The sequence below is a fragment of the Micromonospora chaiyaphumensis genome, assembly GCF_900091435.1.
Taxonomy (GTDB): Bacteria; Actinomycetota; Actinomycetes; order Mycobacteriales; family Micromonosporaceae; genus Micromonospora; species Micromonospora chaiyaphumensis.
In genome coordinates this window covers 123,956-143,988 of the sequence record NZ_FMCS01000014.1, presented here as the reverse complement: position 1 = coordinate 143,988, position 20,033 = coordinate 123,956, and the positions used below count along the sequence as shown (strand labels likewise).

Annotated in this window: 14 protein-coding genes; 6 read left to right on the top strand and 8 right to left on the bottom strand. The window is 72.5% G+C overall.

The window, feature by feature from the left end:
• Positions 1–17: 17 nt before the first annotated feature.
• Positions 18–1,985: a penicillin-binding transpeptidase domain-containing protein gene (locus tag GA0070214_RS29275; RefSeq protein WP_091269755.1), complete on the bottom strand. Its 1,968-nt coding sequence runs from the start codon at positions 1,983–1,985 to the stop codon at positions 18–20.
• A gap of 287 nt (positions 1,986–2,272) precedes the next feature.
• Here GA0070214_RS29275 and GA0070214_RS29270 point away from each other — a divergent pair, with 287 nt between their 5' ends.
• A complete protein-coding gene (locus GA0070214_RS29270) occupies positions 2,273–7,336 on the top strand; it encodes an NAD-glutamate dehydrogenase (protein WP_091269754.1) in 5,064 nt (1,687 codons plus the stop codon).
• A gap of 116 nt (positions 7,337–7,452) precedes the next feature.
• Here the strand turns inward: GA0070214_RS29270 and GA0070214_RS29265 are convergent, their stop codons facing one another.
• Together GA0070214_RS29265 and GA0070214_RS29260 are read right to left on the bottom strand one after the other, a co-directional pair.
• Positions 7,453–8,214, bottom strand: coding sequence for a class F sortase (locus GA0070214_RS29265; protein ID WP_091269753.1), 762 nt, complete (start codon positions 8,212–8,214; stop codon positions 7,453–7,455).
• Positions 8,201–9,133, bottom strand: a complete 933-nt coding sequence (locus tag GA0070214_RS29260; RefSeq protein WP_139141931.1) for a hypothetical protein — start codon at positions 9,131–9,133, stop codon at positions 8,201–8,203. The genes GA0070214_RS29265 and GA0070214_RS29260 overlap by 14 nt, the downstream gene beginning before the upstream one ends.
• Positions 9,134–9,667: 534 nt before the next feature.
• Here GA0070214_RS29260 and GA0070214_RS29255 point away from each other — a divergent pair.
• Positions 9,668–11,446, top strand: a complete 1,779-nt coding sequence (locus tag GA0070214_RS29255) for a glycoside hydrolase family 6 protein (protein WP_091269751.1) — start codon at positions 9,668–9,670, stop codon at positions 11,444–11,446.
• Positions 11,447–11,545: 99 nt separating this feature from the next.
• Here GA0070214_RS29255 and GA0070214_RS29250 read toward each other — a convergent pair whose 3' ends face one another.
• From GA0070214_RS29250 to GA0070214_RS29230, 5 genes are all read right to left on the bottom strand, one after another.
• Positions 11,546–11,929 (bottom strand): hypothetical protein, encoded by a 384-nt coding sequence (locus GA0070214_RS29250; RefSeq protein WP_091269750.1) that lies wholly within the window; start codon positions 11,927–11,929, stop codon positions 11,546–11,548.
• Positions 11,930–12,027: 98 nt separating this feature from the next.
• Positions 12,028–12,351: a hypothetical protein gene (locus tag GA0070214_RS29245; protein ID WP_091269749.1), complete on the bottom strand. Its 324-nt coding sequence runs from the start codon at positions 12,349–12,351 to the stop codon at positions 12,028–12,030.
• Positions 12,352–12,367: 16 nt separating this feature from the next.
• Positions 12,368–14,023 (bottom strand): sodium:solute symporter family protein, encoded by a 1,656-nt coding sequence (locus GA0070214_RS29240; RefSeq protein WP_091269748.1) that lies wholly within the window; start codon positions 14,021–14,023, stop codon positions 12,368–12,370.
• Positions 14,024–14,152: 129 nt separating this feature from the next.
• A complete protein-coding gene (locus tag GA0070214_RS29235) occupies positions 14,153–15,121 on the bottom strand; it encodes a hypothetical protein (protein ID WP_091269747.1) in 969 nt (322 codons plus the stop codon).
• Positions 15,122–15,134: 13 nt separating this feature from the next.
• A complete protein-coding gene (locus tag GA0070214_RS29230) occupies positions 15,135–15,740 on the bottom strand; it encodes a hypothetical protein (RefSeq protein WP_091269746.1) in 606 nt (201 codons plus the stop codon).
• Positions 15,741–16,187: 447 nt separating this feature from the next.
• Here GA0070214_RS29230 and GA0070214_RS29225 point away from each other — a divergent pair, with 447 nt between their 5' ends.
• Genes GA0070214_RS29225 through GA0070214_RS29210 form a run of 4 tightly spaced genes read left to right on the top strand, consistent with a single transcriptional unit; the run spans position 16,188 to position 20,016 of the window.
• The gene (locus GA0070214_RS29225) at positions 16,188–18,641 is read left to right on the top strand and encodes a sensor histidine kinase (RefSeq protein WP_091269745.1); all 2,454 of its coding nucleotides are present in this window, start codon (positions 16,188–16,190) and stop codon (positions 18,639–18,641) included.
• Positions 18,641–19,057, top strand: coding sequence for a roadblock/LC7 domain-containing protein (locus GA0070214_RS29220; RefSeq protein ID WP_091269744.1), 417 nt, complete (start codon positions 18,641–18,643; stop codon positions 19,055–19,057). The genes GA0070214_RS29225 and GA0070214_RS29220 overlap by 1 nt, the downstream gene beginning before the upstream one ends.
• Complete coding sequence (locus GA0070214_RS29215; protein ID WP_091269743.1) at positions 19,047–19,433, top strand: DUF742 domain-containing protein; 387 nt, start codon at positions 19,047–19,049, stop codon at positions 19,431–19,433. Before GA0070214_RS29220 ends, GA0070214_RS29215 begins: the two co-directional genes overlap by 11 nt.
• The gene (locus tag GA0070214_RS29210) at positions 19,414–20,016 is read left to right on the top strand and encodes a GTP-binding protein (protein ID WP_091269742.1); all 603 of its coding nucleotides are present in this window, start codon (positions 19,414–19,416) and stop codon (positions 20,014–20,016) included. Before GA0070214_RS29215 ends, GA0070214_RS29210 begins: the two co-directional genes overlap by 20 nt.
• Positions 20,017–20,033: the final 17 nt, after the last annotated feature.

Genomic DNA, 20,033 nt, shown 5'->3' with positions numbered 1-20,033 from the left:
CACCGCCCGGCCCCGGGTCAGCGGGCCGCGAGGCCGCGCAGGAAGCGTTCGGCGATCGGGACGGCGCTGGTCGTGCTCGACCCGCCCTGCTCGACGAAGACCGCGAACGCGACATCACCCTGCCAGCCGACGAACCAGGCGTGGGTGTGCGCCGGGTTGTTGTCGTACTCGGCGGTGCCGGTCTTGCCGTGGACCGGCTCGCCGGGGACGTCCTTCAGCGCGCTGGCCGTGCCGCTCGTGACCACGGCACGCATCATCGTCTTGACCGCCGCCACCGACTCCGGCTTGAGGCCCGCGCCGGCCGGGGCGGGCTTCGCCGGTGCCGGGTCGAGCAGCAACTTCGGCTGCTCCCAGTGGCCGCGGGCCACCGCTGCCGTGGCGCCGGCCATGGCGAGCGGGCTGACCACGGTGGTGCCCTGGCCGATGGCGGCGGCGGCCTGCTCGGTGGCCGAGCCGTTGGCGGAGACCTTCCCCGGGAAGACGTCGGTGCCGAGATCCCACGGCGCCTCCAGGCCGAGCGTGCGGCCGGTCTGCGCCAGCCCGTCCGGGCCGAGCTTCGGGGCCAGGGAGGTGAAGGCGGTGTTGCAGGACTTCGCGAAGTCCGTGGTGAACGGGACGTCGCCCAACTCGAAGTTGTCGGAGTTCTTGAAGGACCGGCCGTCGACCTCGAACGTCTTCGGGCAGCGCACGGTCGCCTCCGGGGTCACCGCACCCCGGTCGAGCAGGGCCAGGGCGCTGACCATCTTGAACGTGGAGCCGGGCGGCACCTGGGCGGTGAAGGCGAGGTTCTCGCCGGCCGCGCCGGGGCCGTTGGCGGCGGCCAGCACCGCGCCGTCGCTGATCCGCACGGCCACCAGGGCGGAGCGCCGGGCCTGCCCGCGCAGCGCGGCGTCGGCGGCGTTCTGGGTGGCCACGTCGAGCGTGGTCTTGAGCGGCTGGCCGGCCTTGGGCTCACTGCGGAACAGCTCGACCCCGGTGGGCGCGGTGGTGCCGTCCGGCGCGGGGCGCTCGCTGATCACGGTGACTCCGGCGGTGCCGCGCAGACGGTCGTCGTAGCCGCCCTGGAGGCCGCCGTGGCCGACCAGGTCGCCCCGGACGTACTTGTCGGGGTGGGCCTTGAGGTCGTCCGCCTGGGCGGGGTCGACCGAGCCGAGCAGGGCCCGGGCGAACTCCCGCGTCGGGGCCAGGAAGAGCTTGTCGGACTGGAACCGGGTGCCGGGCAGGTCGTAGATCCGGGGCTTGATCTGCCGGTACGCCTCGTCGCGCAGGGTCACCACCTCGACGAGCGCGCCCCGGTCCGCCTCCTTGAGGCGCTGGGGCAGGTCGGCGAGGTCGACCGGTGGGGTGAGCGCGGGCCGGACCGCCTTGAACGCGGCGTCGAGCTGCCGGACCAGGGCCTTGACGTCGGTGACCTCGCCGGGGTTCACCTGCACCCGGACCACCGGGCGGGGAGCGACGAGCGGGGTGCCGGCGGAGTCCAGCACGCCGGCCCGGGGCGCGGCCTCCCGGCGCAGCGCGAACCGGTCGCCGGCCTCCAGCTTCTCGTGCACGACGGTCGGCTCCCAGATGACCTGCCACTGGTCGTCCGCGCCCTGCCGGAGCCGCACCGGGTTCTCGTAGGTCCAGGTGGCGCCGCCCGGGAGGGGCCAGGTCAGCCGGATCCGCGCGGTGGCGATGTCGGCGGCGATCTTCGCCTCGCCGGTGCGCTCCAGCTTCGGCGGGTTGCCGGCCAGCTCGCCGGCGAGCGACCGGAGCTCCTTGGTCACCTCGGCCGCCGGCACCTTGGCGCCGGTCGGGTCGATGAAGCCGACCGCCTGGAGGTCGCCCGAGTGCCAGCCCTTCAGGAAGGCGTCGACGCTCTGCTCCGGCCCGTCCTCACCCAAGCACCCGACCAGGGCGCCCGCCGCCAGCACGGTGGCGGCCAGTGCGGCGAGAGCCCGGCGGTGAGGGGAGAGGCGGCGGCGGACGGGGTACGACAGGAGCATGAAGCGGTCCCTCCGGTGTGAAACTGCCCTGCACGCTAGTACGGCGCGCGGCTCCCCACCGCCCCGGCACGGCCCTTGCGCAGGCAAAGAGTGCCGTGTGGCAGTGTGATGAACATCGCCAGTCCGGGTACTCCGCGACCGGCCGACCACGTACCCGCAACGGGTGAAAGGACAGAGTCCCGATCCGGACGTCCGGCCAGTGGTCCGCCGACGAAGGGGCACAGCGGCAGGCCTAGGCTGGGCGGCAGAGTGACCCACAACGCGGTGGGTCGAGGGGAGTGGCACCGATGGACCGGCGTCCGGCGATCAAACCGGGACCCGACCTCCGGCAGGCTGACACCAGCCGGGACGATGACAGCTTCGATTCGGCGACCGACGGGGACGGTTTCAGCCGTCTCGACACAGGAGTGACCGGGATGACCGGTTCCAGCATCGACACCCTCTACGACCTGGGCCTGCCCGCGCAGGCGCTGGGCGACGAGACCGAGGACGAGCTGGACGAGCCGGTACCCAACGCGGAGCGCCTGGTCGCCCAGGCGGTCGCGCTGGCCGGTGACGACCACGACGCGGCCACCCTGGTGGGCCGGTTCTGGCGGTTCGCGCCGGACGAGGAGCTGATCGGCTTCACCGCCGAGGAGATGCTCGACGCGGCGCGGGCGCACCGGGACCTCGCCCAGCAGCGGGTGCCGGGCGAGCTGAAGCTGCGCATCCACGAGCCGGACGCCGAGCAGCACCACACCGTGATCGAGATCGTCACCGACGACATGCCGTTCCTGGTCGACTCGGTGACGGCGCTGCTGAACTCGCACCACCTGGACGTGCACCTGCTGGTGCACCCGCTGGTCGTGGTCCGGCGCGAGCCGCTGGGCCGGCTGACCGAGGTCTCGGCGGACGTGGAGCCGGACGACGCGATCGCCGGCGACCTGGTCGAGAGCTGGATGCGGATCGAGATCGACCCGGTCCGCGACGCGGCCGAGCGGGAGAAGCTGCGCCGGGAACTCCAGCGGGTGCTCACCGACGTCCGGGAGGCCGTCGAGGACTGGCCCAAGATGCGGCAGCGCGCCCTGGCGCTGGCCGACGAGCTGGCCTCCGCCCGCACCTCGGACAACCGCCCGCCGGTGCCGGAGAAGGACATCACCGACTCGGTGGAGCTGCTGCGCTGGCTGGCGCACGACCACTTCACCTTCCTGGGCTACCGGGAGTACCGGCTCATCGACACCGACGGCGCGGACGGCGGCCAGGCCCTGGAGGCCGTCCTCGGCACCGGGCTGGGCATCCTGCGGTCCGACTCGCCGGAGGCCCGGTCGCTCAACTCGATGACGCCCGAGGCGCACGAGAAGGTGCTGGAGAAGCGCCTGCTCATCATCACCAAGGCCAACTCGCGGGCCACCGTGCACCGCTCGGCCTACCTCGACTACATCGGCTTCAAGATCTTCAACGACGCCGGTGAGGTGGTCGGGGAGCGGCGCTTCCTGGGCCTGTTCTCCACGGCGGCCTACCGGACCAGCGTGCAGGAGCTGCCGGTGGTCCGGCGCAAGGTCGCCGAGGTGCTGGACCGCTCGGGCCTGAGCCTGCGCAGCCACTCCGGCAAGGACCTGCTCCAGATCCTGGAGACCTACCCCCGCGACGAGCTGTTCCAGATCAAGACCGACGACCTCTACCACGCGGTGATCGGTGTGCTCCGCATGGCCGGCCGCCGGCAGCTGCGGGTGTTCCTGCGGCGCGACGCGTACGGGCGGTTCATCTCCTGCCTGATCTACCTGCCGCGGGACCGGTTCACCACGCAGAACCGGCTGCGCATGCAGGACATCCTGCTGCGCGAGCTGAACGGCGTCGGGGTCGACTACACCACCCGGGTGACCGAGTCGATGCTGGCCCGGGTGCACTTCATCGTCCGGACCGACCCGAACGGCCCGCCCGGGGAGATCGACGCCGACCTGCTCGCCGAGGAGCTGGCCGACGCCACCCGGCTCTGGGACGACGACTACCGGCTGGTGCTGGAGCGCAAGCTCGGCGACGAGCAGGCCAAGCACCTGTTCGCCCGGTACGCCGACGCCTTCCCCGAGGGCTACAAGGACGGGCACACGCCGTACGAGGCCATGAAGGACCTGGCCAAGCTGGAGCTGCTGGAGGAGCCCGGCCAGCTGGAGATGCACCTGTTCCGCAAGCAGCTCGCGCCGCGCACGAACGGCGCCGGCCGGACCGTCCAGGTCGACGAGACCATGGACGTGCGGTTCAAGGTCTACCGGTACGGCGAGCCCATGATGCTCTCCGCCGTGCTGCCGGTGCTGCACTCGCTCGGCGTGAAGGTGGTCGACGAGCACCCGTACGAGGTGGAGCGCGTCGACGGCCGGATCTGGCTCTACGACTTCGGGCTGCAACTGCCCGAGGCGCACCAGGAGCTGGCCGAGGTCCGCCCGCACGTGGAGAACGCCTTCGCCGCCGCCTGGCGGGGCGAGGCCGAGGTGGACGGCTTCAACGAGCTGGTGCTCCGGGCCGGGCTGACCTGGCGGCAGGTCGTGGTGCTCCGGGCGTACGCGAAGTACCTGCGGCAGGCCGGCACCGTGTTCTCGCAGGAGTACATGGAGCAGACCTTCATCGCGTACCCGAAGATCGCCTCGCTGCTGGTGGAGCTCTTCGAGACCCGGTTCCGGCCGGGCGCGTCCACCCTGGACGAGCGCCGCGAGCGCAGTGGTGAGCTGGTCGCGGCGATCGGCGAGGCGCTGGACGACGTGGCCAGCCTCGACCAGGACCGGATCCTGCGGTCCTACCTGACGTTGATCCAGGCCACCCTGCGCACCAGCTTCTATCAGAAGCCGGTCGGGGGGCGGCCCAAGTCGGGTGTGGCGTTCAAGCTGGACCCGCAGGCGATCCCGGAGCTGCCGGCGCCGCGGCCCAAGTTCGAGATCTTCGTCTACTCGCCGCGGTTCGAGGGCGTGCACCTGCGGTTCGGGCCGGTGGCCCGGGGCGGGCTGCGCTGGTCCGACCGGCGCGAGGATTTCCGCACCGAGGTGCTCGGCCTGGTCAAGGCGCAGATGGTGAAGAACGCCGTGATCGTGCCGGTCGGGGCCAAGGGTGGCTTCGTGCTCAAGCAGAAGCCGGGCGACCGGGACGAGGCGGTGGCCTGCTACAAGGAGTTCGTGGGCGCGCTGCTCGACGTCACCGACAACATCGCCAGCGGTGAGATCGTGCCGCCGCAGGACGTGGTCCGGCACGACGCCGACGACCCGTACCTGGTGGTGGCGGCGGACAAGGGCACCGCGACGTTCTCCGACATCGCCAACGAGATCTCCGCCGCGCACAACTTCTGGCTGGGCGACGCGTTCGCCTCCGGCGGTTCGGCCGGCTACGACCACAAGAAGATGGGCATCACGGCCCGGGGCGCCTGGGAGTCGGTGAAGCGGCACTTCCGGGAGCTGGGCCACGACACCCAGACCCAGGACTTCACGGTGGTCGGCGTCGGCGACATGTCCGGCGACGTGTTCGGCAACGGGATGCTGCTGTCGAAGCACATCCGGCTGGTGGCCGCCTTCGACCACCGGCACATCTTCCTGGACCCGGACCCGGACGCCGCCACCTCGTGGGACGAGCGGAAGCGGCTGTTCGACCTGCCCCGGTCGTCCTGGGAGGACTACAACGCCGAGCTGATCTCGGCGGGCGGCGGGATCTACCCGCGTACCGCCAAGTCGGTGCCGGTCTCGCCGCAGGTCCGCGCGGTGCTCGGCCTCGACGACGACGTCACCCAGATCAGCCCGCAGGAGCTGATGAAGGCCATCCTCACGGCGCCTGTGGACCTGTTCTGGAACGGCGGCATCGGCACCTACGTGAAGGCGTCGACGCAGACCAACGCCGAGGTCGGGGACAAGTCCAACGACGCCATCCGGGTGGACGGCAAGGGCCTGCGCTGCCGGGTGGTCGGCGAGGGCGGCAACCTGGGCTTCACCCAGCACGGCCGGATCGAGTACGCGGCGGCCGGCGGCCGGATCTACACCGACTTCATCGACAACGCGGCCGGGGTGGACTGCTCCGACCACGAGGTGAACATCAAGATCCTGCTCAACACGGCGGTCGCCGACGGCGAGCTCGACATGCCGGAACGCGACGAGGTGCTGGCCCAGATGACCGACGAGGTCGCCGAGCTGGTGCTGCGGGACAACTACGACCAGGCCCGGGCGCTCAACAACGCCCAGGCCCAGGCCGCCTCGCTGCTCCCGGTGCACCGCCGGATGATCAACGAGCTGGAGCGGACCGGTCAGCTCGACCGTGCGCTGGAGGCGCTGCCACCGGACGAGGAACTGGCGGTACGCGGCGAGACCGGGCTGACCGCGCCGGAGTTCGCGGTGCTGCTGGCGTACGTGAAGATCGTGCTGGAGCGGGAGATCGTCGCCGAGGGGCTGGCGGACGAGGAGTGGACGACCGACGTCCTGGTCAACTACTTCCCGACCCCGCTGCGGGAGCGGTTCGCCGACCGGATGGGCCAGCACCGGCTGCGCCGGGACATCGTCACCACGGTCCTGGTCAACGAGGCGATCAACCGCGGCGGCATCACGTTCGTCTTCCGGGTGGTCGAGGAGACGGCCGCCTCGGCGGCGGACGTGCTGCGGGCGTACGTGGTGGTCCGCGAGGTGTTCGGGCTGCGCGAGCTGTGGGACGCGGTGGAGGCGCTGGACAACAAGGTCTCGCCCGAGCTGCAGACCAGTGTCTACCTGGACACCCGCCGGCTGCTCGACCGCGCGGTGCGCTGGCTGGTCACCAACCGGCGCTCGCCGATCGACGTGCCGGGGGAGATCGCCCGGCTGCGGGACGGGGTGGCCCGGCTGCTGCCGGGGCTGGAGAACCTCTTCTTCGGCACCGAGCGGGAGGCGATCGCCGCCCACATCGACTCGCTGACCGGCAAGGGGCTGCCCCGCGACCTGGCCGAGCAGGCGACCCGGCTGATGTACAGCTTCGGGCTGCTCGACGTGGTGGAGACCGCCCAGTCGACCGGCCGGGACGTGAGCGAGGTGGCCTCGGTCTACTTCGTCCTCTCCGACCGGTTCCGGGTGGACGCCCTGCTGTCGAAGATCTCCCTGCTGCCGCGGGAGGACCGCTGGCAGACCCTGGCCCGGATGGCGCTGCGCTACGACCTGTACGCCGCGCTGGCCGCGCTCACCGCCGAGGTCCTCAGCTCCACGTCGGACAGCCTCCCGCCGGTGGAACGGGTGCAGGAGTGGGAGCAGGCGAACGCCACCTCGATCCACCGGGCGCACCGGGCCATGGGGGAGTTCGACGAGTCCCGTGCCGACCTGTCCGCCCTGTCGGTCCTGCTGCGGCAGATCCGTACCCTGGTGCGGACCTCGGCGGCGGCCTGACGCGCTACGCACAGCGGCGCGGCCCGGTGGTCGGGTGACCGACCACCGGGCCGCGCCCATTCGCGGCGCCCACCCGACTAAGTGGGTCGGGTGACCGACCACCGGGCCGCGCCGTTTCACGCCATGCTGGCGAAGGCGATGACGTTGTCGACGTAGCTGCCGCTGCTCTCGTCGAACGCCCCACCGCAGGTGACCACCCGCAGGCCGGGTTCGTCGGAGGGGCCGTAGACCAGCTCCGTGGGGAAGGCCGCCTTCGGGTACGACTTCACCTCGGTCACCGTGAACGTGGCGGCCGACCCGTCCTCCCGGGCGATCGAGATGGTGTCGCCCCGCTGCAGCGCGCCGAGGTTGAAGAAGACGGCCGGCCCGAGCTTGGCCGAGTCGACGTGGCCGACGATCACCGAGTTGCCGGCCTCGCCAGGGCTGGGCCCGGGGGAGTACCAGCCCGCCTTCATGGCCTGCTCCAGCGGGGGCACCTGGACCGTGCCGTCCGGGTTCAGGCCGAGGGTCATGATCTCGGCCTGCACGCCGATCCGGGGGATCGAGATGGTCGTCGGAGTCGACCGGGGCAGTCCGGCGGGGGTGCGGTCCGGGTGTGGGGTGACCGTGGAGTCGTCGTCGACGGACGCCTGGTCGGCGGTCTCCGCGCCGATGCCGCCGGCGGGGCCCGGGATGGCGGTCGGCGACGGGGACGAGGAGGCGGGTCCGGCCTGGGCCAGCGGCTGGGGCGGACGCGGCGGCGGCACGGTCCGCACCGACGCCCCGACCAGCCCGGCGCCCACCATGCCGAGCAGGACGACGACAGCGGCGCCGGCGGCGCGCCACGGTTTCCCGCGACGGCCGCCGGCCCGTGTCGCCGTCCGGTCAGACGAGGTCATCGCCCCGGCGCCGGCGCAGCAGGATCATGCCGCCGAGGGCGGCGGCGCCGATGACGCCCACCCCGCTGGCGGCCATGTTGCGGTCCAGGCTGGTGGTGGTCATGCCACCGTCACCGCCGTCGACGTGGCCACGCGGCATGCAGTCCTTGCGGTCCTCGTCCTTGCGGTCGTGGTCCTTCTTGTTGTCGTCCTTGTCGTCCCAGCTCCGGTTGTCCCAGTCCTTGCGGTCCTCGTCCTTGCGGTCGTGGTCCTTCTTGTCCTCGTCGCGCTGGTCCCGGTCCTTGGCGTCGTGCTCCTTGTTGTCCCGGTCGTTGCGCTCGTCGTTCTTGCGGTCTTCGTCCTTGCGGTCTTCGTCCTTGCGGTTCTCGTCCTTGCGGTTCTCGTCCTTGCGGTTCTCGTCCTTGCCGTTCTCGTCCTTGCGGTCCCGCTCGTCGCCCGGCTGGTCGGCGACCATGCCGCCACCCTGGCCACCGGCGCCCGGCTGCCAGGACTCGTTGCCCTGCCAGTCGTTGTGGTCCTCGCCCTTGCCGTCGTCGTGCTTGCCGTTCTGGTCCTTGCCGTCGTCGTAGCTGCCCTCGTCGTGCTTGCCGTCGTCGTGCTTGCCGTCGTGGTCCTTGCCGTCGTCGTGCTTGCCGTCGTCGTCCTTGCCGTCGTCGTGCTTGCCGTCGTCGTGCTTGCCGTCGTGGTCCTTGCGGTCCTCGTCCTTGCGGTCCTCGTAGCTGCGGTCCCAGTCCTTGCGGTCCCAGTTCTTGTGGTCCCAGTCCTCGTGGTCCCCAGAGCAGGTACCGGGAAGACTGACCTGCGGCTTGGCGACCGCGTCCACGCTGGCCGCGTTCGCCGCCCCGGGCGAGAACAGCAGCAGGGACGCACCGCCGAGAGCGGCACCCGCAACGAGCTTCCCGAGCATCTTCTTAGCCATGACCTGCGTCACTCCATCCCTGTTTGTCCTGAGCCCGACGTCCCTCGAGCTACGACCGACGTTAGACCGTTTCGCGCGCTATCCGGGGAAACATTCGTGTTTAGGAGTTTGCAGGCGAAGGGCGGCTTTGGAGTGCTAAGCGCCTTTTGGTAGACGCATGCCTCCCAGGCCCCGGCGTGCCGCCTCGGGTGGTGCTGCTCGCGGTGCGCCGGGCGGACCGCCGCGTACCGTTTCGACCCGTTCCCTGGTCGGCCGCATCGAGGCATTGCCATGGAAGCGCTCCCATGCAAGAATCGCTGCACGCGGTTCGGGGAGCCACACCGCGAGTTCAGACGCCGAGGGCAGCCGGGTCACCGGACGGCGTCCGACTCCTCGACCGGTCCCGCGAGGGCCGGCCACCACCACCAGCACGCCCGTCCGGGTCGGGCACCCCGAAGAAACCCCGTGGCGCCGACGACCGTCCCCTGGCGGGCGTCCGAGCGCCCTTCCACCGGGCCGTACGCGGATCCGGTCTCGCCCAAGGAGATCAGTGGCATGAATCTGTGGAGAAGGCTGTCCGGCCGCAGCCGGGCGCTCGCGCTCACCGGCGCGGGCGTCCTGGTCGCCGGTGGACTGGTGACCCTCCCGGTCACCGCGGCGCAGGCCGCGACCCAGTGCAGCGTGGACTACACCACCAGCGACTGGCCCGGTGGCTTCACGGCCACGGTGACCATCCGGAACCTCGGCGACCCGCTGAGTTCCTGGAACCTCGGCTTCACCTTCCCGAACAGCAGCCAGCGGGTGCAGCAGGGCTGGTCGGCCCGGTGGTCGCAGAGCGGCCAGAACGTCACCGCGCAGAACGAGTCCTACAACGGCTCGCTGGCCACCGGCGCCAGCACCAGCATCGGCTTCAACGGGGCGTGGAGCGGCAGCAACCCGAAGCCGACCCAGTTCACGTTGAACGGCACGGTCTGCAACGGCGGTACTCCGCCGACCACGACGCCGCCGCCGACCACCCCACCGCCGACGACGCCTCCGCCCACCACCCCGCCGCCCACGACGCCTCCGCCGGGGCAGAAGGTCGACAACCCGTACGCCGGGGTGAAGGGGTACGTGAACCCCGAGTGGAAGGCCAAGGCGGACGCCGAGGCGGGCGGCAGCCGGGTCTCGAACAACCCGACCGCGGTCTGGCTGGACCGGATCGCCGCCATCGAGGGCACCGACGGCAGCAGCTCGAACGGCTCGATGGGCGTCCGTGACCACCTGGACGCGGCACTGGCCCAGGGCGCCGGCTACATCCAGTTCGTCATCTACAACCTGCCCGGCCGGGACTGCGCCGCGCTGGCCTCCAACGGCGAGTTGGGCCCGGACGAGCTGCCCCGCTACAAGGCCGAGTACATCGACCCGATCGCGGCGATCCAGGGCGACGCGAAGTACAAGGACCTGCGGATCATCAACATCATCGAGATCGACTCGCTGCCCAACCTGGTGACCAACACCTCGGGCAACGCGGGCGGCACCGCGATGTGCGACACGGTCAAGGCCAACGGCGCCTACGTCAACGGCGTCGGCTACGCGCTGGCCAAGCTGGGCGCGCTCGGCAACGTCTACAACTACATCGACGCCGCCCACCACGGCTGGATCGGTTGGGACAGCAACTTCGGCCCGACCGCCGACATGCTGAAGAGCGCGGCCGTCGCGTCCGGCAGCACCGTCCGCAACGTGCACGGCTTCATCGTCAACACGGCGAACTACTCGGCGCTCAAGGAGCCGTACATCAAGATCACCGACACGGTGAACGGCACCAGCGTGCGGCAGTCCAAGTGGATCGACTGGAACCAGTACGTCGACGAGCTCTCGTTCGCCCAGGGCTTCCGGCAGAAGCTGGTCTCGGTCGGCTTCGACAGCAACATCGGCATGCTGATCGACACCTCCCGCAACGGCTGGGGCGGCACCGCCCGGCCCACCGGCCCGGGCGCGACGACCAGCGTGGACACCTATGTCAACGGTGGCCGCATCGACCGCCGGATCCACGCCGGCAACTGGTGCAACCAGGCCGGGGCCGGCCTGGGTGAGCGCCCGCGGGCGAACCCCGAGCCGGGCATCGACGCGTACGTCTGGGTCAAGCCTCCGGGCGAGTCGGACGGCTCCAGCACCCTCATCCCGAACGACGAGGGCAAGGGCTTCGACCGGATGTGCGACCCGACCTACACCGGCAACGCCCGCAACGGCAACAGCATGAGCGGCGCCCTGCCGAACGCGCCGATCTCCGGTGCCTGGTTCTCCGCTCAGTTCCAGGAGCTCATGAAGAACGCCTACCCGCCGCTCTCCTGATCCGGCGGCCGGCCCACCCGCGGCGGCGGGAGTGAGGCACCGCCGCGCGGGTTCCCCGGGCCCCTGGTCGACCCCACGTCGACCAGGGGCCCCCGGGCGTCAGGGGACCGTCTTCTCGATGGCCGCGCGGCCCAGTTCGGCCAGGTCGCGGCGGGCCTGTTCCAGGTTCTCCGGGGTGGGGTCCTGGCCGCGGGCCAGCACCAGGTCCTCGGGGTCCCACGGCTGCTCGGCGCCGGTCCGGATGTTGTCCCCGCCCGCCCCGGTGCCGGTGCCGGTCGCCCCGGTCCCGGCCGCGTACGGATCGCCGAGGATGTCGGGCGAACCGGTGTCGGGCACCGCGCCGTCGGGCTCGGTGAAGACGGGATTGTTCGGGTCGGTGCCACCGGTGCGCAACTGGGGCACCGTGCTGTCGTCGTCCACCGCGGCGGCCACCTCGGGGGTCTCCTCCAGCGGCCGCTCGCCACCGCGGTCACGATCCGTCATGCTGCTGCCCTCCTGTCCCGTTCCGTGATCCCCACGGCGTACCCCGTGGGGGCCGCGCCATGCCGACGGCCCCGGGACGGGCGTCCCCTGGGCTGCGGTCAGCGCTCGTCGGCGGCGCCCGGCTCGGGTGGCTCGGTGGGGCGCAGCCGCTGCCAGAGCAGCATGAGCAGCCCGAACACGAGCATCACCAGGCCGGCCCAGAGGTTGATCCGGACGCCCTGCGCCTTGTCGATCTCGGCGGACGAGTCGAAGAGGCCCATGAGGCCCACGATCAGCCCGTACGCGACGAACAGCCCGCCGATCACCCGGCGGATGTCGAAGAGCCGGGCCGCCGCGGAACGCGCCTCCCGCGAGTCCTCGGTCTCGTCGACCAGCGGGTCGTGGGCCTCGCCGTGCTGGTACCGGTCGGCGTTGTCTGCCATGGCGTGCGTCCCTTCCTCAGAAGACCGGGATGTAGAAGAGGGCGGCGAGGACCACCGCGATCACGCCGAGCAGCACCGGGGAGCGGTACCAGGCGGCGTCGCCGGCCAGCGAGTCGTCCTTCAGCGTGGCGTCGCTCATGCCGTAGACCAGGCCGGTCAGCTCGTCGCTGCGCTTCGGCCGGGTCAGCGGGGTGAGGATGGCCGCCACGACGGCGACCGTCACGAAGGCGAGGCCGGCGCCCCAGAAGCTCTCCTCCAGGTCCGAGTTGAAGTGGAGGACGTCGGCCAGGTGGAGCAGGTAGATCACGATCGCCACGACGGTGCCCGACAGCAGCGACCAGAAACCGGCCAGCGGGGTCATCCGCTTCCAGAACATGCCGATGATGAAGGTGCCGAAGAGCGGGGCGTTGAACACCGAGAACAGGGCCTGGATGTAGTTCATGATGTTGCTGAACCCGGCCGCGATGAAGGCCGTGCCGATGCCGACCACCACGGCGACCACGGTGGCGATCCGGCCCACCCGCACGTAGTAGTCGTCCGGGCGGTCCCGCCGGAAGTACGCCTGCCAGATGTCGTAGGTGAACACGGTGTTGAAACCGCTGACGTTGGCGGCCATGCCGGCCATGAACGAGGCCACCAGGCCGGTGACCGCGATGCCGAGCACCCCGTTGGGCAGCAGGTCGCGCATGAGCAGCGGGATCGCGTTGTTGTAGACCAGGTCACCCTCCTCGGCGCCGAGTCCCTTGACGGTGACCAGGGCGATGAGACCGGGGATCACGGTGACCAGCGGGATGAGCAGCTTCGGGTACGCGCCGATGATCGGCGTCCGGCGGGCCGCGCTCATGTTTCGGGCGGACAGGGCGCGCTGCACCTCGGCGAAGTTGGTGGTCCAGTAGCCGAACGAGAGCACGAAGCCGAGGCCGAAGACGATGCCCAGCCAGTGCGCGCCGAGCGGGTTGTCCGTGCTGCCGGTGCCCTGCCAGGCGTGCAGCCCGGCCTCGCCGAGCTTGGAGTCCCGCACCGCGTCCATGAGGCCGCTCACGCCGCCGACCTTCACGAGGCCGATCACGGTGATCGGCACCAGGCCCGCGATGATCACGAAGAACTGGAGCACCTCGTTGTAGATCGCGCCGGAGAGACCACCGACCGTGATGTACGCCAGCACGATCGCCGCGCCGACGACGATCGCCACCCAGAGCGGCCAGCCGAGCAGCGCCTGCATGATCAGCGCGAGCGCGTAGAGGTTCACCCCAGCGATCAGCACCTGGGCCACGGCGAAGCTGATCGCGTTGAGCAGGTGGGTCGGGCGGTTGAAGCGCAGCCGCAGGTACTCGGGGACGCTGCGCACCTTCGAGCCGTAGTAGAAGGGCATCATCACGATGCCCAGGAAGACCATCGCCGGCACGGCGCCGATCCAGTAGTAGTGGACCGTCATGGCGCCGTACTGGGCGCCGTTGGCCGCCATGCCGATGATCTCCAGGGCACCCAGGTTCGCCGAGACGAACGCGAGGCCGGTGACCCAGGCGGGCAGCGACCGCCCGGAGAGGAAGAAGTCGACACTGGTGCGGATGGCCCGCCGCGCGGCGAAGCCGACGCCGAGCACCGTGACGAAGTAGAGCGCCAGGATCAGGTAGTCCAGGGCGTTCATGTTCAACCGAAGACCGCCACCCATACCGTGCTCCCTCCGCCACGACGCTGCGCCGCAGGTACCCACTTTGCGAATTTTCATGCCCGGAGTGCCGTCCGTCACGGACGACGGAGCCCCGGCCGTCCACCGGCCGGGGCTCCGTCGGGATTTCGGTCAGCGACCGAGCACCCGGTCCAGGAAATCGCGGTAGCCACGCACGGCCACCCGGAGCTGCTCGGTGTCGGACGAGCCGGACTCCTGCCAGCCGCCCAGCTTGGTCTTCTGCTCGCGCAGCGCGGCGGAGAGAGCCTCGATCGCCTCCTCCACCAGGGACTGCGCCTCGCCGACCGCGGCCCGCGGGTCGTCCACGAAGCGGAGCTGGACGTCCCGCCAGCGGTCCCGGAAGTCCTGGGCGGTCTCCGGAGCGAAGAGCGTCGCCGCGTCCGCCGGCACCGCGCCCGGTGTCGGCCGGGCCGCGCCGGCCAGCGCCGCGGCGCCGCCCGCGGCCGCGCCGGCCGCCGCGGTGCTGGTGTCCGGGTCGACCATCGCCGGCTCGGCGCTGCCGTACCCGGCCCCGGCGGCGGCCTCGGCGTCGTCGCGCGCCGCGCCGGAGTGGGCCGCCTCCCAGCGGTCCGGGTCGTGCAGCCGGTCGCCCGCCGTCGGGTCGGCCCGCTCGTCGTCGAACGCGTCGGTCCGCCCGGGAGCGCCGTCGCCCGGCGCGGCGGTGTCCTCGCCGCGCGGGTCCCGCTCGTCCTCGGGCCGCCCGCTGGCCATCGCGGAGGCGGCCACCGCGTCGCCCACCGTGGCCGCGCCGAAGGTGGTCGGCAGCGGCGCCGGGTCGTGGTACACCGGCCGGTCGTCGGCGTCGGCGGCCTCCGCGTCGCGGAGCTCCCGGGCGTCGTACGCCCGGGTCTCGTCGAGTTCCGCGTCCTCGCGGTCGGCGCGCTCGCCGGCGACCGCCGGGTCGTCGAAGGTGCCCCGGTCGTCGAGCGCGTCCTCGGGCACCTCGGCCCGGGCGGACCGGTCGGCCTCGGTCCCGTCGCCGGCGGTCCGGTCGCCCGGTGGCGGGACCGGCACGGGAGTGGACCGGACGGCCTCGGGATGGTCCTGGTCCTGCGTGACCTGCTGCTCTTCCTGACGCATGGCGGCGGCCTCCTCAGCGGCTCGTGGCGTCGTGCTCGTGGTCGGGGTCGGGCTCGGGGTGGCGCTGCGCCGGTGGCTGGTGCCCGACCGGGTCCTCGCCGAGCAGGTCGGCGAAGAGGGCCCGGTAGTGCACGAGGGCCTGCCGGAGATCCTCGGTGCCGGCCTCGCCCCGCTCGTTGCGCAGCCGGATGTCGTGGGCGTCGCGGTAGTGGGTGAGGGTGCGGGCGTGCTCGACGGAGAGGTGGGCGATCTGTTCCGAGAAGTCCCCGGTGGGGTATCCACGTTCCGCGATCAGCCGGGTGACCAGTTCGTCGGCGTCGCCGACGGTTTCGGCGGGGGAGTCGACGAAACGCACCTGGAGTTCCTCCCAGGCGGCGGCGTACCGGGCGCGGGACTCCGGGCTGAGCGGGGTCAGCTCCAGCTCGGCGTGGCGACGCTCCCGCTCCCGCAGCTCCCGCTCGGCGGCGCCGCGGCTGTCCTGCTCGGCGACGGCCCGGTCGTACTCGGGGCCGAAGCGCTGCCTGAGGGCCCGGCGGCGGCTGGCGACCACGGCCACTGCGGCCAGCGCCGCGAGCACCACAACGACGATGACTATGACGACTACCTGCGTGGGCGACATGGCTCCTCCTTCGCCCGCTGGTATTCCCTCCGCCTTGTGATCGCCAATCCCGATCGGGGGCACTTTCCTGCGACGGTCGTGCCGCCGTGCGCCGGACGCGGAAAGTGGAGTCACTCCAGGAAACGCGGCCGGGGTGGCCGAGCGGCACCGATCCGGCCGTCCGCACCGGTCGCGGTCGGTCGCCGGGCGGCCCGGCCGCGGCCCCGGAGGTCTCCTCGCGACGCCCCTTTTGGACGAACGCCCCGCCGGTCCCTTCCGGCGGGGCGTTCTCGTCCATCGGTGTCCACTGCGAACATTCCGGACCGTAGTGAGGGGCGAGACGGCCGGTAGTGCATCCGGCTGGGATTACGTATCCTGCCCAAGGCGCCCGGGCCGGGGCCCGGCGTCGCGGCCCTTCCGGAGGGTGCCGGCGTCACCCCTGCGACACCTTCCCCCGGGCGAGGTCTGATGAACACCCGAGACTGGCCGATCCGCGCCAAGCTGACCGCGCTGGTCATCGGTCCGGTTACCGGGCTGCTGGCACTCTGGATCTTCGCCACCACGCTGACCTTCGGGCCGGCCCTCGACCTGCTCGCCGCGCGTACCCTGCTCTACGACCTCGGCCGGCCCGGTGAGAGCGTGGTCGCCGAGCTGCAGCGGGAACGCCGGCTCTCGGTCGTCCAGCTCGCCGGCGACACCGCCCTGCCCGCGCTGGCCGAGCAGCGCACCCGCACCGATCAGGCGATCGCCGAGCTGCGTCGCCGGGTCGACGGGGAGAAGCTGCGCGACGCGGCCGACGACCTGCTCGACGTCCGGCTCGACCAGCTGGTCTCCGCGCTCGACGCGCTGCCCGCCGGGCGGGGATTCATCGACGGCCGGAAGGTCGACCAGGCCGGTGCCGTGGGGCTCTACAGCGGAATGATCGGCTCCGCCTTCCAGACCTTCTCCGCCATGGCCACGCTGCCCGACACCCAGCTCAACCGGGAGGCGCTGGCGCTCACCGGGCTGGGCCGGTCCCGGGAGCTGCTCGGCCAGGCCGACGCGCTGCTGGCCGGTGCGGTCACCGCCGGTCGCTACGCCGACGGCGAGCACGAGCAGCTGGTTCGCACCATCGAGAACCAGCGCTTCCTGGCCGAGAACGCGGTGGCCGACCTGCCACCCGCCGAACGGACCGACTACCAGCGGCTCACCGAGGGGGAGGCCTTCGTCCGGCTGCGCGCCCTCCAGGACACCCTGGTCCGCTCCCGGGACCTGCCGGCCGGTTTCGACATACGGGCCTGGGAGACCAGCCACGCCGCGGTCTGGCAGGGACTGCGGGACTTCGAGCTGCACGGCGCGGACACCCTGGCCGAGCGGTCCGTGCCGATGGCGGTCCAGATTCTCGTCCGGCTCGCCGCCGCCGGGGTGCTCGGCCTGGTCGCCATCGTGGTCTGCGTGCTGGTGGCGCTGCGGGTCGGCCGGTCGCTGGACCGCCGGCTCACCGGCGTACGCACGGCCGCCCTGGAGATGGCCGAGGAGCGGCTGCCCGACGTGGTGGCCCGGCTGCGCCGCGGCGAGGTGGTCGACGTCGCCCGCGAGGCGCCCGAGCTCGACCACGGCGGCGACGAGATCGGCCAGGTGGGGCGGGCCTTCAACGAGGTGCGGCGCACGGCCGTGCAGGCCGCGGTCGACGAGGTCACCCTGCGCCGCGGCCTCAACGAGGTCTTCCTGAACATCGCCCGGCGCAGCCAGGGCCTGGTGCACCGGCAGCTGGCCCTGCTGGACCGGCTGGAGCGGCGGACCGAGGACCCGGACGAGCTGGCCGGCCTGTTCCAGGTCGACCACCTGGCCACCCGGCTCCGGCGGCACGCCGAGGACCTGGTCATCCTGGCCGGCGCGGCCCCCGGCCGGGGCTGGCGGAACCCGGTCGCCGCGGTCGACGTGGTGCGCGGCGCGATCTCGGAGGTCGAGTCGTACGACCGGATCGACGTGGGCGAGGTCCAGCCGGCCGGTGTGCTCGGCCGCGCCGTCGGCGACCTCATCCACCTGCTCGCCGAGCTGCTCGAGAACGCCACCGTCTTCTCCTCGCCGGGAACCCGGGTGGACGTCGGCGGCCGTACCGTGCCCGGGGGCTACGTCATCGAGATCACCGACCGGGGGCTCGGCATGTCGGCGCCGGCCCTGGCGGAGGCCAACCGCAAGCTCTCCCGCGCACCGGAGTTCGACCCGACCGACAGCGCCCGGTTGGGCCATTTCGTGGTCGCCCGGCTGGCCGCCCGGCACGGCGTGCGGGTCGAGCTGCGGCCGGCCGCGCCCGGCGGGATCACGGCCGCCGTGTTCGTCCCGTCGGACCTGGTCACCGCCGAACCCGCGATCGGTGCGACCGGCCCGGGCGCCGGGTCCTCGGGCCGCGACGACCGGCGGATGGCCAAGGTGACGCGGCTGGGCACGGTCCCTCGCACGCGGGCCGCCCGGCCGGGCCGGGACCGGCCCGAGTCGGCGGTCGTACCGCTGCCCGCGGGTCGTGCCTCGGCCGTGGAGACGCCGGCGGACGGCGACGGCCTGCCCCGCCGGGTCCGCCGGCGCGGGCCGGCGGCCCGCCCCCGGCCGGTCGTCGCGGACAACCCGGCGCACCGTCCGCCCGAGGAGGCCCGCCGGGCCATGTCCGCGCTCCAGGCCGGCACCGCGCGCGGCCGCCGCGACGGCGCCCGCGACGCCGCCGACCGCCGCAACTCCGCCCCCGCGGCGGCTGCCGACCCCGCCGCCGACCGCCGCGGCCCCGCCCCGACGGCGACCGGTGGATCGGCCGACGACCGCACCGCCGCCCCGGATCGGGCCGGCGCTCCGTCCACCGACGCGGCCCGCACCCGGGCCGCCGAGCCCTCCCCGCCCGAACCGGCGGCGGCTCCGGATCATCGAACCGCTACTGAGAGGGACGCCTAGTGGTGCACACGACGCGGCAGAACGCCGATCTCGACTGGTTGCTCGACGACCTGGTGGAGCGGGTGCCGGGCGCCCGCCAGGCGGTGGTGCTCTCGGCGGACGGCCTCCTGCTCGGCGCGTCCGCCGACCTGGACCGCACCGACGCGGAACACCTCTGCGCCCTGGCCTCCGGGTTCTCCAGCCTCGCCAAGGGGGCCACCCGGCACGTGGGTGGCGGCGCGGTCCGGCAGACCGTGGTGGAGATGGAGACGGCGTACCTGTTCGTCACGGCCGCCGGGCAGGGCGCCTGCCTGGCGGTGGTGAGCGACGCCGACGCCGACATCGGCCTGGTGGCGTACGAGATGGCGATGCTGGTCATCCGGGTCGGCGAGAACCTCAGCGCACCCGCCCGCGCGGCGGCGACCGATGCGGGCTGAGCCGCCGGGCCCTCAGCACGAGTGGCTGGACGCCGCCGCCGGCCCCGTGGTGCGCCCGTACACCGTGACCGGCGGCCGGGTGCGCCCGCCGGTCGACGGCTTCGACCTGGTCGCGTTCGTGCTGACCACGCCGGGGGCCGACCCGGCCGCCGTGCCCGGTCTCCAGCCGGAGCACCGACGCCTCGCCGAGCTGGCCCGCCGCCCGGTGGCCGTGGCCGACCTCGCCGCGGACCTGGATCTCGCCGTCGGCGTGGTCCGGGTGCTGCTCGGCGACCTCCTCGCCCGTGGGCTCGTCACGGTGCGCCGGCCGGCCGCCGCCCACCTGCCCGACGACAACATCCTCAAGGCGGTGGTCAGTGGACTCCGTGCGCTATGACCGGGAGCCGGCCGCGCCGCGGGTGCCGCTGGCTCTGAAGATCCTCATCGCCGGTGGCTTCGGCGCGGGCAAGACGACGCTGGTGAGCGCGTTGAGCGAGGTCCGGCCGCTGCAGACCGAGGAGGTGCTGACCGGCGCCGGCATCGGCACCGACGACGTCTCCGGGGTCGAGCAGAAGTCGACCACCACCGTGGCCATGGACTTCGGCCGGATCACCATCAACGACGACCTCCAGGTCTACCTGTTCGGCACCCCGGGCCAGGACCGGTTCTGGTTCCTCTGGGACGAGCTGGCGTTCGGGGCGCTCGGCGCCGTGGTGCTCGCCGACACCCGCCGGTTGGCCGACTGCTTCCCCTCGATCGACTACTTCGAGCAGCGGGGCATTCCCTTCGTGGTGGGGGTCAACTGCTTCGACGGGTCGCGCCGGTTCGGCCTGGAGGCGGTCCGCGACGCCCTGGACCTGGACCCGGACGTGCCGCTGGTGCTGTGCGACGCCCGGGACCGGCAGTCCGGGAAGCTGGTGCTGATCTCGCTGGTCGAGCACGTCGCGCGGCAGCGCGGCGAGCCCGTGCCGGTGGGCTGACGCCGGTCCGCCGACCG

Excerpts from the sequence above, each read along its gene's own strand:
- GA0070214_RS29255 (WP_091269751.1), top strand. The coding sequence starts at position 9,668 with ATGAATCTGTGGAGAAGGCTGTCCGGCCGCAGCCGGGCGCTCGCGCTC.
- GA0070214_RS29245 (WP_091269749.1), bottom strand. The coding sequence starts at position 12,351 with ATGGCAGACAACGCCGACCGGTACCAGCACGGCGAGGCCCACGACCCG.
- GA0070214_RS29270 (WP_091269754.1), top strand. The coding sequence starts at position 2,273 with ATGGACCGGCGTCCGGCGATCAAACCGGGACCCGACCTCCGGCAGGCT.
- GA0070214_RS29265 (WP_091269753.1), bottom strand. The coding sequence starts at position 8,214 with ATGACCTCGTCTGACCGGACGGCGACACGGGCCGGCGGCCGTCGCGGG.
- GA0070214_RS29250 (WP_091269750.1), bottom strand. The coding sequence starts at position 11,929 with ATGACGGATCGTGACCGCGGTGGCGAGCGGCCGCTGGAGGAGACCCCC.
- GA0070214_RS29260 (WP_139141931.1), bottom strand. The coding sequence starts at position 9,133 with ATGGCTAAGAAGATGCTCGGGAAGCTCGTTGCGGGTGCCGCTCTCGGC.
- GA0070214_RS29235 (WP_091269747.1), bottom strand. The coding sequence starts at position 15,121 with ATGCGTCAGGAAGAGCAGCAGGTCACGCAGGACCAGGACCATCCCGAG.
- GA0070214_RS29240 (WP_091269748.1), bottom strand. The coding sequence starts at position 14,023 with ATGGGTGGCGGTCTTCGGTTGAACATGAACGCCCTGGACTACCTGATC.
- GA0070214_RS29215 (WP_091269743.1), top strand. The coding sequence starts at position 19,047 with ATGCGGGCTGAGCCGCCGGGCCCTCAGCACGAGTGGCTGGACGCCGCC.
- GA0070214_RS29230 (WP_091269746.1), bottom strand. The coding sequence starts at position 15,740 with ATGTCGCCCACGCAGGTAGTCGTCATAGTCATCGTCGTTGTGGTGCTC.
- GA0070214_RS29225 (WP_091269745.1), top strand. The coding sequence starts at position 16,188 with ATGAACACCCGAGACTGGCCGATCCGCGCCAAGCTGACCGCGCTGGTC.
- GA0070214_RS29275 (WP_091269755.1), bottom strand. The coding sequence starts at position 1,985 with ATGCTCCTGTCGTACCCCGTCCGCCGCCGCCTCTCCCCTCACCGCCGG.